The sequence below is a fragment of the Chitinophaga sp. genome (genome assembly GCF_035564935.1).
Taxonomy (GTDB): Bacteria; Bacteroidota; Bacteroidia; order Chitinophagales; family Chitinophagaceae; genus Chitinophaga.
In genome coordinates, this window is record NZ_DATMTE010000521.1 from 1 (window position 1) to 13,112 (window position 13,112).

Annotated in this window: 12 protein-coding genes; 6 read left to right on the forward strand and 6 right to left on the reverse strand. The window is 47.9% G+C overall.

The features are described from left to right. Nucleotides 1–273: 273 nt before the first annotated feature. Together recF and VN105_RS13205 are read left to right on the forward strand one after the other, a co-directional pair. Complete coding sequence (recF, locus tag VN105_RS13200) at nt 274–1,353, forward strand: DNA replication/repair protein RecF (protein ID WP_325641592.1); 1,080 nt, start codon at nt 274–276, stop codon at nt 1,351–1,353. Nucleotides 1,354–1,423: 70 nt separating this feature from the next. Continuing rightward, on the forward strand, nt 1,424–1,711 hold the full coding sequence (locus tag VN105_RS13205; RefSeq protein ID WP_325641594.1) for a DUF721 domain-containing protein: 288 nt from the start codon (nt 1,424–1,426) through the stop codon (nt 1,709–1,711). Between the two features lie 7 nt (nt 1,712–1,718). On the opposite strand, the gene VN105_RS13210 is transcribed toward VN105_RS13205, so the two are convergent. From VN105_RS13210 to VN105_RS13225, 4 genes are read right to left on the reverse strand one after another with little or no spacing between them, the layout of a single operon-like run. Continuing rightward, nucleotides 1,719–2,228 (reverse strand): DUF4252 domain-containing protein, encoded by a 510-nt coding sequence (locus VN105_RS13210; protein WP_325641596.1) that lies wholly within the window; start codon nt 2,226–2,228, stop codon nt 1,719–1,721. Nucleotides 2,229–2,245: 17 nt separating this feature from the next. Next, nucleotides 2,246–2,770, reverse strand: coding sequence for a DUF4252 domain-containing protein (locus VN105_RS13215; protein ID WP_325641598.1), 525 nt, complete (start codon nt 2,768–2,770; stop codon nt 2,246–2,248). A 39-nt stretch (nt 2,771–2,809) separates the two neighbouring features. Then, nucleotides 2,810–3,283, reverse strand: coding sequence for a hypothetical protein (locus VN105_RS13220; protein ID WP_325641600.1), 474 nt, complete (start codon nt 3,281–3,283; stop codon nt 2,810–2,812). Continuing rightward, nucleotides 3,273–3,788, reverse strand: coding sequence for an RNA polymerase sigma factor (locus VN105_RS13225; protein ID WP_325641602.1), 516 nt, complete (start codon nt 3,786–3,788; stop codon nt 3,273–3,275). Before VN105_RS13225 ends, VN105_RS13220 begins: the two co-directional genes overlap by 11 nt. A gap of 288 nt (nt 3,789–4,076) precedes the next feature. On the opposite strand from VN105_RS13225, the gene VN105_RS13230 reads away from it, so the two are divergent. From VN105_RS13230 to VN105_RS13240, 3 genes are read left to right on the forward strand one after another with little or no spacing between them, the layout of a single operon-like run. Then, a complete protein-coding gene (locus tag VN105_RS13230; RefSeq protein WP_325641603.1) occupies nt 4,077–8,441 on the forward strand; it encodes a CusA/CzcA family heavy metal efflux RND transporter in 4,365 nt (1,454 codons plus the stop codon). 4 nt (nt 8,442–8,445) lie between these two features. Further along, nucleotides 8,446–9,588 (forward strand): efflux RND transporter periplasmic adaptor subunit, encoded by a 1,143-nt coding sequence (locus VN105_RS13235; protein ID WP_325641604.1) that lies wholly within the window; start codon nt 8,446–8,448, stop codon nt 9,586–9,588. A gap of 33 nt (nt 9,589–9,621) precedes the next feature. After that, nucleotides 9,622–10,149, forward strand: coding sequence for a DinB family protein (locus tag VN105_RS13240; protein ID WP_325641605.1), 528 nt, complete (start codon nt 9,622–9,624; stop codon nt 10,147–10,149). Nucleotides 10,150–10,164: 15 nt separating this feature from the next. Here VN105_RS13240 and VN105_RS13245 read toward each other — a convergent pair whose 3' ends face one another. Both VN105_RS13245 and VN105_RS13250 read right to left on the reverse strand, forming a co-directional pair. Beyond that, a complete protein-coding gene (locus VN105_RS13245) occupies nt 10,165–10,530 on the reverse strand; it encodes a cupin domain-containing protein (RefSeq protein ID WP_325641606.1) in 366 nt (121 codons plus the stop codon). Between the two features lie 79 nt (nt 10,531–10,609). Beyond that, nucleotides 10,610–11,380, reverse strand: a complete 771-nt coding sequence (locus VN105_RS13250) for an AraC family transcriptional regulator (protein ID WP_325641608.1) — start codon at nt 11,378–11,380, stop codon at nt 10,610–10,612. 162 nt (nt 11,381–11,542) lie between these two features. Between VN105_RS13250 and VN105_RS13255 the strand changes: the two genes are divergently transcribed. Then, nucleotides 11,543–13,112 (forward strand): hypothetical protein (locus VN105_RS13255; RefSeq protein WP_325641610.1); only part of this gene is annotated, 1,570 nt, incomplete at its 3' end.

Consider the following 13,112-nt stretch of genomic DNA (forward strand, 5'->3'; position numbering starts at 1 on the left):
TTCATACCAGTACAGATATGTCTCTTTGGTGAATTTCGTCTTCACGTCTGTTTTAGTTTGCACTCTTTCTAAATTTGTTCGCAAATATAACAGGAAAATCGTAAAATATAAATATCAATTCTAATTCCCATTAAATTATGCAATTTCATCAATTTCAAACAGTTTTGCATTTAATTGCACCTGTATCACAGGGAAGTTCCGATTAGAGCGGATTTTTATCACTTATACAATTGATATTTTTCGCATATTATTAATTATGAATATTTTTTTTCTTTGCTTTATATAAATAAGATATCGCTCGTTCAGTTCAAAAATTACCACCAGGCGACCTTTTCCTTCGGCCACCGGGTGGTAGGCATTACCGGCCGCAACGGCGCCGGCAAAACCAACCTGCTGGACGCCATCTACTACCTTTGCTTCACCCGCAGCTATTTTACCAGCAGCGACAACCAGAATGTCCGCTACCTAACCAATGGCTTCCGGCTGGAAGGCTACCTGGAAAAAAATAACCAGGAAGAAAAGATTGTATGCACCCTCAAAGACGGGCGCAAGGAAATAAGTTTAAATGAAGAACGGTACGACCGGTTCTCCCGTCATATAGGGCAGTTTCCTGCAGTAATGATTGCACCTGATGATGCAGACATCATCCTGGGTGGCAGCGAGGAAAGGCGCAAATGGCTGGATAGTCTTCTCTCCCAGCTCTACCCCGAGTACCTCGACCACCTGATCATCTACCAGAAAATATTATTACAACGCAACAGCCTCCTGAAAAACATGGCGGCTACCGGGCAAAACCAGGACAGCCTCCTGGATGTATTTGACCTGCAACTGGTGATGCACGGAGTACCGGTGTATGAAACCCGGAAAGCCTTCCTGCAAACCTTTATACCGCAGGTGCAGCGCCTCTATGATTATATTGCCGGCACCCACGAAGTGGTGAATATTCAATACCAGTGCACCCTGCAGGAGGAAGATTATGCCCTGCAACTGAACCAGGCAAGGTACCGCGATATGCAGCTGCAGCGTACCACCACCGGCATTCACCGTGATGATCTTCTTTTCCTCCTGAACGATCACCTTATGAAAAGCAGCGCCTCACAGGGGCAACGCAAAAGTTTCCTGTTTGCCCTGAAACTGGCGCAGTTTGAAGTGATCCGGCAACATAAAAAATTTCCGCCCCTGCTCCTGCTGGACGACATATTTGAAAAGCTGGACCAGGAAAGAGTGAGCCGCCTCATTGCATTGGTGGCCAGCGATAATTATGGCCAGGTATTTATTACGGATACACATGCAGAACGGCTGCAGCAGGCCTTTGCAGGTACCGGGCAAAATATACAGCTCATTGCTGTATAGCATATAGCTTCCGGCAACAAAATACGTTGCTGAAAGCTACATACCAACAAAAAATCACTAGCTTCGCACCATGCGTCATGGAACTACCAGTATAGGAGATGCCCTCCGGGAATTTATGAATAAGAGCAGGATGAAACCCCGCCTCACGGAGGTACGCATCCAGGAAAACTGGGAGAAACTGATGGGCAAAACCATTGCCCGCTACACACAGAGCATCCAGCTGATCGATCATAAACTGATCGTTACAACTACGGTGGCGCCGCTAAAACAGGAATTAACTTATTCGAAAGATAAGATCATCAAGCTGGTGAATGAAATGCTCGGAGAGAGCATTGTAAAGGATGTGATGATCCGGTAGGCAGGGATCAGTTGGAGGCGAACTGCCTGATCAGATGGTTGACATCCGCTATTTTCAGGGTGGTTTGCAGGTTTACGATCACAAACTCGTTTTCTTCCTGCACCAGCATTACCACGTTACCTAATTCATCGTCTTTCCCCTTGTTGAGTATATGCACCCGGCTTCCATTTTCTCTCGCTTCCATTAACAGGTCGAAATTTTCGTTCCGCTGCAGGTTGCTTTTCAGGTCGGCGATATCATCATAACTAACAGTACCGCCTTTTACATTGGAGATGGTATATACTTTTACCTTCTGTATGCCTTTGAGTGCGTGTCCCATGGCTTTGGCATCGGCGTCTTCGTTGTCGAACGACAGGCACAGGCTTCCCAGGTTGAGCGCAAATTTGCCCAGGTTTATGGTGTGTATTTCCGCGCTTCCTTTGTATTTGTTGCGGAATTCGCGCAGGCATTTGTCCTGGGCCTTTACAGCAGTGGCCGATAAGAACATGCAACCGGCAGCAATGAGCAATGATTTCATGGGAGTAGTTTTAAAAGTTATTTCTTCTTCTTCACGTTTTTGAGTTTATCCATTCCCTGGATACTAACGCCATTGGCGATCTGGGATATTTCGTTGAGATCCATATTGCCCACCAGGCTCATGGCCAGGAATTCGCCGGAGCCGCCTACCAGCATCACCAGTTCATTGATGTTGCCTTTGGCGTCTTCCTTTACCATGAATTTTACGTCGCTGTCTTTGTCGCGCACCGTCATCAGTTCTTCAAAGTCGCTGCCAATGAATGCAGCAGCTTCCTTGTATAGCCGGGGGCCATCTTTCGTGGTTTCCTTGGTGAGAATACGGAGTCCTTTCAGCTTCTGGATCACCTTCATCATGTTCCTGGCATCCGCATCCCCGGGGTCCAGTTTGGCGAACATGCTGAACATTTTCGGCGTGATGGTGATCACCGTGAAGCTGCGGTCGTTCTCGTATTTCTGGAAGAACCGCTCAATGGCACTCCCCTGCTGCGCAAAGAGGTGAAAACTGGCGAAGACCGCCACTAGTAATAACAAGAATCGTTTCATCTTTCTAAAATTTATATCAGGTTTTAAAATGGCCGTTGATTAATCTTCTTTTCCTTCCACTACGGCAGTGGCTTCGCTGAAATAAGACAGCTGCTGCATCTTTGAGGTACCTTTATGAAGGTTTTTGGCCAGCAGTTGCAAAGCTCTCTTTGTTTCGTCCAGCGCTTTCTGCGGGTCGTTCATTTCCTGCTGCTGTAAAGCTACCAGCACCTGTTGTTCCCGCCGCTGGTGCTGCTTAAGTGCATAACCGATACCTATTGCCACCATAATCACAGCGGCATACTTCATCCAGTGCCGCCAGGGCGACAGCCTCACGATCTTTACCGGGGGGGCTTCCCATACTTTTTCCGCTTCGCGGTGAAAGTACCCGAACAAGGGCGCCGCTTCCTGCAGGGCTTCCGGCAGGCCGGCGTGCGGTGTGCTGAAAAAATCACGTAATACCGCTTCCTCTTCGAGGGAAGTTTCTCCTTCCCAATACTTTTCCACCAATACAGTGATGTGTTTATAATCCATATACCTGCAGGTTTTGTAGTTTTTCGCGTACCGTTTTACGGGCACGGTGCAAATTCACTTTAACGTCGTTCATGTCTATATCAAGTATGTCGGCGATCTCCTGGTAGGAATGCCCGTCAATATCCCTCAGCTGGAGAATGGTGCGGTATTTTTCCGGCAGGGCGTTGATGGCCACATGCACTTTTTCCATGACATCGTTCTGTTCCGTTACCGCATGAGGGCTTTGCTGATGTAAAGCCGGCAGCTCTCCTGCCCTGTCCAGTTCATCGGCCACCCGGTATTTCCTGGATTTGATCTTATCCAGGGCCAGGTTGCGGGTAATACGCATGCACCAGGCCTCCATATTCTGTAGTTCCGCCATTTTCTCCTGCATGCCCCATACTTTCATGAGGGCATCCTGGATAATATCCTGCGCGTCTTCCTCGTTGCCCAGCAGGCGGAACGCAAAGCGGTAAAGCTTTTGCCTGACTGGAACTACTTCGGTAAGAAATCTATCTAATGACATGCAGAATAGTGCGTTTTGAAAGAAGACGACTGTAAATCGGAGATGTTACAAAGATGGTGATATTTTTTTGCGCGAAGGTTGTCTGACTCAGGATTATGATGATTTCGCTGATTTCACTGATTTTTTTTTGTTTATAATAGTAAAGGGCGATAAAAAGCGAATATATCCGCTTGTATCTCCTTTAATTTCTATAACTCCCAAAAAAAATCAGTAAAATCAGCGAAATCATCATAATCCTGAGTCAGACAAACTCCGCGCTGTTGTATTCATGTAGTCTAACAAATCGTCATGTTAAATAAGATCATTCATTTTTCCGTTAGGAATAAACTGATCATTGGCCTGTTTATACTGGCATTGATCGGCTGGGGCAGTTACTCCGTAACACAACTGCCTGTTGATGCGGTTCCTGATATCACCAATAACCAGGTGCTGGTGATCACATCGGCGCCAAGTCTTGGTGCGCCGGATGTGGAACGGTTCATTACTGTACCCATAGAACAGGCCACCCGTAATGTGCCCGGCATTATTGAACAGCGGAGCTTTTCACGCTTCGGGCTTAGTCTTGTTACCATTGTGTTCAACGACCATACTGATGTGTACTGGGCCCGGCAGCAGATCAGTGAAAGGCTGGGCCAGGTACGGCCACAGATCCCGCCAGGTATGGGAGATCCGCAGCTGGGGCCTGTTACCACCGGCCTGGGAGAAATATTCCAATATGTGGTGAAACCCAAACCGGGTTATGAAGGCAAATACAACCTTACTGCCCTGCGCGACATACAGGACTGGATCGTAAGGCGCCAACTGCTAAGCGTGGAAGGTGTAGCCGATGTGAGCAGCTTTGGTGGGATGGTAAAACAATATGAGGTAGCCATTGACCCCGATAAACTGAGAAGCTTCGGACTAACGGTAACGGATGTATTTAAATCCCTGCAGGACAATAACCAGAATACCGGCGGTGCTTACATTGAAAAAGGCCCCAACGTGGTTTTTATCCGCAGTGAAGGGCTGGCCAAAAATATGGCAGATATCGGCAACATCGTAGTGAAGCAGGTAAGCGGCGGCGTGCCGCTGCTGGTAAGGGATGTAGCCGCCGTGAAGGAAGGGCATGCCGTGCGGTACGGCGCCACGGTATACAACGATGAAGGCGAAGTAGCCGGCGCCGTAGTGATGATGCTGAAAGGAGAAAACAGTGCCGCCGTCATAAAAGGGATTAAAAACAGGGTAAAAGAAATTGAAAAAACATTGCCGGAAGGCCTGATGATCGATCCTTTCCTGGACCGTACCAAAATGGTGGATAATGCCATTTCCACAGTAGAACGAAACCTGCTGGAAGGAGCGCTGATAGTGGTGTTTGTACTGGTGATATTTATGGGTAACATCAGGGCGGGACTGATAGTAGCTTCCGTGATCCCGCTGGCCATGTTGTTTGCTGTTATCATGATGAACCTGTTTGGCGTAAGCGGTAACCTGATGAGCCTTGGCGCACTCGATTTCGGACTGCTGGTAGATGGAGCGGTGATCATTATTGAAGCGGTTATGCATAAACTTACCAAAGGCGCGGCATTGAGAGGAACAGCCGTGATGACGCAGGAACAGATGAACAGTGAAGTGGAAACATCTGCCAAAGCGATGATGAACAGCGCAGCTTTCGGCCAGATCATTATCCTGATCGTTTATCTTCCCATCCTCTCCCTGCAGGGCATCGAAGGAAAGATGTTCCGGCCAATGGCACAAACGGTGTCTTTCGCCATCATCGGTGCATTTATTTTATCACTTACCTATGTGCCGATGATGGGCGCATTGGTGCTGAATAAAAAGTTAAGTCATAAAGACAGCTTCGCCGATAAAATGATGCGTTCGGCGCAACGGTTATACGATCCTTTGCTTAAAAGATCATTACGTACACCAAAGATGGTGGTAGCAGTGGCCTTTGTATTATTTGGCGCTGCTATCCCGGTGCTGATGTCGCTGGGCGGTGAGTTTATTCCGCAACTGGAAGAAGGAGATTTTGCAGTAGATACCAGGCTGCTCACCGGATCATCTTTAACCACTACCATCAATACTACGCAGCAATCTGCCCGGGTTTTACTGGATAAATTTCCCGAGGTGGAAAAAGTAGTGACCAAAATAGGCTCCGGTGAAATTCCCACGGACCCTATGCCCATGGAGGCTGCCGATATGATGGTAATACTGAAGCCAAAAAAAGAATGGACCAGCGCATCCTCTTTCCCGGAACTGGCAGGCAAAATGAGCCATGCACTGCAGGAGGTGCCGGGTATTGCCACCGGCTTCCAGTTTCCCGTGCAGATGCGGTTCAATGAACTGATGACAGGCGCCAGACAGGATGTGGTGTGCAAGATCTTTGGCGACGACCTGGACACATTATCGGCCTATGCCGGGAAACTGGGTAAAGTGATCCAATCCATTAACGGGGCCACGGATCTTTACACGGAAACGGTAACCGGTATCCCGCAACTGGTGGTTACCTACAACCGTGAGGCGATTGCCCGTTCCGGCGCCTCTATCAATGATATCAATAACACGCTGCAGGCTGCCTATGCAGGCGCCGTAGCTGGACTGGTGTTTGAAGCAGATAAGCGTTATGATCTTGTGATCCGCATGAACGACCGGCAGCGCCGCGACATTAATGAAATCTCCAACCTGCAGGTAGGGCTTCCGGGTGGGCAACAGGTACCTCTTAATATGCTGGCCACCATTGCCCTGCAGGACGGCCCTTACCAGATCCAGCGGGAAGATGCCCGGAGGCGTATCACGGTAGGATTTAATGTAAGGGGAAGGGATGTGCAGAGCATTGTACAGGAGCTGCAGCATAAAGTAGGCAGCCGCGTGAAATTTCCTTCCGGTTATTACGTCACTTACGGAGGGCAGTACGAGAACCTGCAACATGCCACCCGGCGCCTGGGCATTGCTTTGCCGGTGGCATTGCTGCTGATTTTCCTGCTGTTGTTTTTTGCTTTCCACAACCTGAAATATTGCGTGCTGATCTTTTCCGCTATTCCTTTATCCGCTATAGGAGGGGTGCTGGCGATATGGTTAAGAGGAATGCCTTTCAGTATTTCCGCCGGCGTAGGTTTTATCGCGCTCTTTGGTGTAGCCGTATTAAACGGGATTGTGCTAATAGGAGAAATGAATCATCTGAAAAAAGAAGGTATGACAGATACGATGCAGATCATTTTGCAGGCCACGCACGACCGGCTGCGGCCAGTGCTGATGACCGCCACCGTGGCGTCGCTTGGCTTTCTGCCAATGGCGCTGAGCCAGGGCGCCGGCGCAGAAGTGCAACGCCCGCTGGCCACCGTAGTGATAGGCGGGCTTATCACCGCTACCATGCTTACCCTGCTGGTATTACCCTGCCTGTACTACCTGGCGGAGAAAGGCTGGAAGCGGCCAACAATAAAACCCCTGGCAGTATTATTATTGTTGCTGGCCTGCCCCGGCCTGCTCAAAGCACAGGAAGCCAAGCCACTTTCCCTGCAGCAGGCGCTTCATATGGCAACGGAACAGAACCGGCAGATTGCACTGGGACGTTTGCAGGAATCTTATTATGAGGCCTTGCGGCATTCTTCTGCAGACCCTGGCAGGACTACCGTTACAGGGGAACTGGGAAATATTAACAGCACTTCCTTTGATAATAAGTTTACCATCTCCCAGGGTTTTTCCTTACCCGCCCTGTACAAAAAACAAAAGAATGTTTTTGAACAGGAATGGCTGGCGGCAAAATGGCAAACTACTTTACAGAAAGCGGAGATTGTCCGCCTGGTAAAACAGACCTACCTGCAGTTGCAGTATCTCCGCAGCAGGCGGTGGCTGCTGGAGAAAATGGACAGTACCTATTCGCGGTACACGAAGGTTGCAGCCCTGCGTTTCGAAAAAGGGGAAACCAACCTGTTGGAAAAAACATCGCTGGAAAACCAGGCCAATCAGCTGAAAATGCTGCTCCGTATGACGTATGCCGATGAGGAAGTGGCCGGTGTTCAACTGGCAACATTGCTGAATGAAAAGAGCGCTATAACGGCTACGGATACACTGAATGCCAATGTGGTACTCTATGATACCACCCTGCTGGCACAGCATCCCGTATTGCAGCTTTACCAGCAGCAGGAACGCATTGCCGCCGGAAATACACGCCTTGAAAAAGCAAAGCTGCTGCCCGACTGGAACCTGGGATACTCCAATCAATCGATTATCGGCTGGCAGATGGACAAGCAACAGGTAGACCATTATTACGGCGGTGGCTCCCGCTTTTCAACAGTGCAGGTAGGTGTGGGCATTCCCATCTTTGCCAGGGCGCAGCATGCAAAAATAAAAGCAGCCGCCCGAATGGAAGATATAGCGGCTCTGTCGCTGGAAGTAGCTACCACCAGGCTATGGGCGCAGCTGCAGCAAAACCACAGCGAATACCTGAAATACCAGCAGGCAGTAGATTACTATGCCGGCAGTGCGTTGCCGCAGGCAGATATCATGATAAGGACCGCTAACCTTACTTATAAGAACGGCGAAATCGGTTATATAGAGTGGGGCACGCTGATAAATAATGCCGTTACCCTGCAGAGTGAGTACCTGGACGCAGTGAAGGAACTGAACCTGCGTAAAATTGAGCTTGAATATTTATTGTCATCCAATCAAAATTAGTGGCATGAAAAGGTTATTGATATATAGTTTAATGATAGTAGCAGGAATGTCCTGCAAACCCAAGACTGAAACGCAGGCGGAGCCGTCTGCGGAGAAGGACGCGACGGAACAGAACACAGTGATGCTCGACAGCCTGCAAAAGAAGAATGCAGGCATTGCAACGGCCACCGCGCAGGAAGGTACCACCCATGCTACTATCCGTGCCGGCGGCTCGGTAGATGTACCTCCGCAAAGCCTGGTCTCTGTGAGCTTTCCCCTGGGAGGCTACCTGAAAAGTACCTCGCTGTTACCAGGTTCGCCGGTATCAAAAGGACAGGTAATTGCAGTGATGGAAGACCCGGCTTATGTACAGCTGCAGCAGGATTACCTTACGGCAAAGGCCAGGATGCAATACCTGGCAACGGATATGCAGCGTCAGAAAGAACTGAGTGAGGCAGATGCCACCAGTAAAAAAAGCTACCAGTTGTCGCTCAGTGAATACAATACGCAGGAAGTGCTGATACAATCGCTGGCTGCGAAGCTACGGATCATTCATATTAACCCGGATAAACTGAATCCCGGCACTATCTCCGGCGTTGTACCCATTTACGCCCCCATCAATGGTTATGTGAGTAAGGTGAATGTGAACATAGGCAAGTATGTGAATCCTGCGGATGTATTGTTTGAGCTGGTGAACCCCGACGATATCCATGCCGCCATCACCGTATTTGAGAAGGATATTAACTCCTTTCATAAAGGCATGCACGGGAAAGTAAGCCTGGTAGACAAGCCGGACGAATGGTACGATGTGGAAACCATCCTGGTAACCCGTAATGTGGATGAGAACCGCAGCGGTATACTTCACTGCCACTTTGAAAAACAGATGCTGCACCTGTTGCCGGGTATGTTCCTGAATGCCGTGTTTGAGCTGGATAATAAGCCGGCGGCAATTATACCGGAAGATGCACTGCTGCGCTACAACGGGAAAGAGTATGTATTTACCACAACTGATGAAAACAGTTTTCACCTGGTACCCGTAACTGCCGGCGACCGGGAAAATGGCAATGTAGCGCTGATGCCGGACAGCATCAACTGGCTGAAAACGAAGATTGTTGTTAAAGGAGCATATGCCCTGTTGGGAAAATTGAAAAACAAAATGGAAGATTAGTGATAACTTAGACAGTGATCATCTCTCTGAAAAATGGAAATAAATAAAACAGCGGTTTTACTGGAGCAATTCAATAAAACTATTGACATATGGATCTATCACCTTAATGACTATACGTTAGATATGCTGTGCCAGAAGCCAGGTGAGAATTGCTGGTCGCTGGGACAGGTATACCTGCACATTATAGCAGACACTGCCTGGTTTGTGGAACAGATGCAGGATTGCCTGTTGCTCAGCAATGCCAACAGCGAAAAGGAAATGCATGAGTATGCCAAAGCAATATTCGCTAATAATGGGTTTCCTGATGCTTTGCTGGAGAATCCTTCCAACGACCCCGATTCAAGACAACCGCGGGATAAGGAGGAATTATTACAGGGCCTCACAGATATAAGGCTGGAGGTGAATGACCTGTACTCAGTAGATCATCCGCAGGCAGACGGGAAAACGGAGCATCCGGGCTTCCACTTTTTTAATTCAATGGAGTGGCTTCAGTTTGCGGAGATGCATATGCGGCATCATTTGCGGCAGAAGCAGCGGATAGATGAGAAATTGTTCAGGTAAAAGCAGGTGAGGTACCTATACTTCACCTGCAATGATTTCCACTTCTTCCGGGATAACAAAAAACAGGATACACCCGGTTTTGCTGGTAACAGAATGCCTGAACCCGGGTGGGGTATACAGGTAGTCGCCTTCCAGGAGGGTGGCATGTTCCAGTACAGCATCGCCGCTCAGTACAAAAATTTCCTCTCCCCCGGGATGGTTGTGATAAGGATAATGGGCGCCCGGCTCAAATTTGAGCAGGATGGTTTTGGAGCGCCCGGAAACCTCATCGTAGCGGAGTGATTTTACAAAGATCCCCTTGTAGTGAACGTTTTTCTCAATGAGTGGTTGCCAGTCCGCCTGGTTGCTCCTGGTGATGTAATGATTGATATCTGTATTCATAACTTTGTATTTATTTATACAAAGATGAATTTTATGGCTGGCCCGGGGAATAGACAATTCTGCAAAAAGCATGTAATATTTACCGGGAGCATTGTTCTTTATACAATTTTGGGGAGATGCGGGTTTGTTTTTTGAAGAAGTTGGAAAAATAGAAAGGGTCGTTGAAGCCGAGCTTATAAGCTACTTCTTTTACGGTAAGATCGCCATAGGCCAGCAGTCTTTTTGCCTCAGCAGTAACAAGGCCGTAGATCACATGCTGCGCCGTTTTCCCGGCATGTAGCTTTGCCTGCTCATTGAGCTTTGCCTCCGTAGTGCCCAGCAATCCGGCGAATTGTGCGAGGGTATAATTATGCTCAAAATTATTCCTTACGGCTTCCAGGAACTTCAGGAACAATGCTTCCGGTTTCCAGATCTCATCGCCACGTTTCACCTTTGCACGGTTAATAGACACCAGTATTAATGCCACACGGCTGCGTACAGATATAAGGTACTGGTAAGGCTGTTCCGTTAATTCATTCCTGATCAGCGCCAGCTGTTCCGCTATAATATCCTTGTCCACAGCAATTACCTCGTTCATGGCGAAGTGGCAAAAAAGGCCGTTGTGAAAAATCAGTTCTATATCATTATCATCTTTACAGAAAAAGTCCAGTGTAAATTCCAGTATATATCCTTTGGCTTCGGGCGCCGGTTTAATATAATGGATCTGGCCTGAGGTAATAGTGATTACATCACCCGGATGGAGAACAAAGGGAGTATGGTCCACGTGTACATCCAGTTTTCCGGCGGCACAATACACCAGCACATACTTCATGATGCGTTGCGGCTTGCCGGGAAGCAGGTTTGGGTCCATCTCTTTTATTTCAATCATCCTGTGGGTGGAGGTTTGGTTGTATAGCTGAAGGTAGGATTTAAATTGCTTGTTTAAATATTTTTCTGCACGCATTTCCAGTGCGTATTAAAAAATGATTTTCACAGCGACATATTTTATTGAGAACCCCAAAAACATATCAGAATGAAATTTGAAAACGTAAGTGAATTGAAAGGTAATGCAGGTACAACAGACGGAGACCTTGTCTATCTGTTGGGATATACCAGCCGCGGAGATGGTGGCGGCGGCACATTTTACTGGGATAGTACTTCCGGCTTAACAGATAACGGCGGAACAATATTCGAAGTGTCTCCATCCAATCCCGGCAGATGGATCAGGAATATTGACGGTAACATTATAAACGTGCTGTGGTTCGGCGCTTCAGGAAACCCCGCCCATGATTCAACGACGGCGCTTCAGAAAGCAGTAGCTGCGGCGAATGCCTATGCAGTTACTTCACCTGATCCGGGTACAGCCTCTTTCGGTAATAAACCTACATTGTATTTTCCCCGGGCCGACAGGTACACATGTACTGCCACGCTGAATATTGCCGCCGGTGTAAATGTGGAAATGGAAGCGCCGGTGAACTTTGTTGACCCTACCGATTCCCTGCCGGGAATGGTAATAGGAAGCGACAGTACTACTAATGCTGCTATGCATCTTAATATCCGGATCGTTAAGGCAACAACATCGTCCTGGGTGAACGAGAATTGTATTGGGGTAAAGCTGTTTAATCTTTTATCGTCGAGGTTAAACCTGGAATACGTGAGTGGCTTTACTATTAATGCTCAAATTATTGGCAGTATTCAATGTGCCTATAACAGGGTAGGCATTGGTACGCTGAAGGAAGGTAAAGTGCAGCTGGACCTTGTGGCTGCAGGCGCGAAAGGGTTTTGTAACGAAAATGTTTTTACCGGCGGAAGGTTTAACGTCAGCTCCCTGAGTGATTTTGCAGACAGGCCCCGTTATGGTGTCAGAATAGGCATTTCGGGTGCAACAGTAAATATTCCTAACAACAACGTATTTTATAAACCCAGTTTTGAACTGGGAGCATCATTCATTACCAATCCGGCTGTTACTGAATGCAGGGCAGTATTAATCAACCAGGGAATCAATAACCGGGTATGGGACGCAAGGAATGAGAACAGCGGGCCATGTTCACTAAAGCTCACCGGTGCGAAATGTGTGCAGAACAGTGTTTATATAGGGTATACTGATCTGTCTGCCAGGGATGTAAATAATGCATCCATTCAAATAGAAGATGAAAGTAACCTCGGCAATAACCGGGTAGCCAATTATCCCAACTATTATAATGATGCCGTCAATAATAATAATTGCTGGCAATCTCTTTTCCTGCCGTTGAATATTAATAAGTATAATGCCACCTCTTACTTTTTCAGGGGATTGCATTGCGCCGATAAAGCCAGCAGCGCCGTGCTTCCTTCACGGCTCGTTGCGGCAACCGCCGCCAGTTACGTAGAATTATCAGGGAATACAGGTATTGGCGTTTTTGTAAATACCTCCACTTCAAAGAAGTTTGTTGTAAGAAAAAGCGTGGATACAGGTTTCGGAGGAAGGGTATGCGTAGTATGTTACGACAGCACAGGGAATATACTTACACCGGCTATCGGTTCTAATCTTTTTTCGCCGCATTTGTCGATTGTGAATTTAACGCAGTTTGGTGGATGCTACCTGAATAATGTGGATGCTGAAT

Excerpts from the sequence above, each read along its gene's own strand:
- VN105_RS13205 (WP_325641594.1), top strand. The coding sequence starts at position 1,424 with ATGCGTCATGGAACTACCAGTATAGGAGATGCCCTCCGGGAATTTATG.
- VN105_RS13210 (WP_325641596.1), bottom strand. The coding sequence starts at position 2,228 with ATGAAATCATTGCTCATTGCTGCCGGTTGCATGTTCTTATCGGCCACT.
- VN105_RS13215 (WP_325641598.1), bottom strand. The coding sequence starts at position 2,770 with ATGAAACGATTCTTGTTATTACTAGTGGCGGTCTTCGCCAGTTTTCAC.
- VN105_RS13220 (WP_325641600.1), bottom strand. The coding sequence starts at position 3,283 with ATGGATTATAAACACATCACTGTATTGGTGGAAAAGTATTGGGAAGGA.
- VN105_RS13225 (WP_325641602.1), bottom strand. The coding sequence starts at position 3,788 with ATGTCATTAGATAGATTTCTTACCGAAGTAGTTCCAGTCAGGCAAAAG.
- VN105_RS13230 (WP_325641603.1), top strand. The coding sequence starts at position 4,077 with ATGTTAAATAAGATCATTCATTTTTCCGTTAGGAATAAACTGATCATT.
- VN105_RS13235 (WP_325641604.1), top strand. The coding sequence starts at position 8,446 with ATGAAAAGGTTATTGATATATAGTTTAATGATAGTAGCAGGAATGTCC.
- VN105_RS13240 (WP_325641605.1), top strand. The coding sequence starts at position 9,622 with ATGGAAATAAATAAAACAGCGGTTTTACTGGAGCAATTCAATAAAACT.
- VN105_RS13245 (WP_325641606.1), bottom strand. The coding sequence starts at position 10,530 with ATGAATACAGATATCAATCATTACATCACCAGGAGCAACCAGGCGGAC.
- VN105_RS13250 (WP_325641608.1), bottom strand. The coding sequence starts at position 11,380 with ATGGACCCAAACCTGCTTCCCGGCAAGCCGCAACGCATCATGAAGTAT.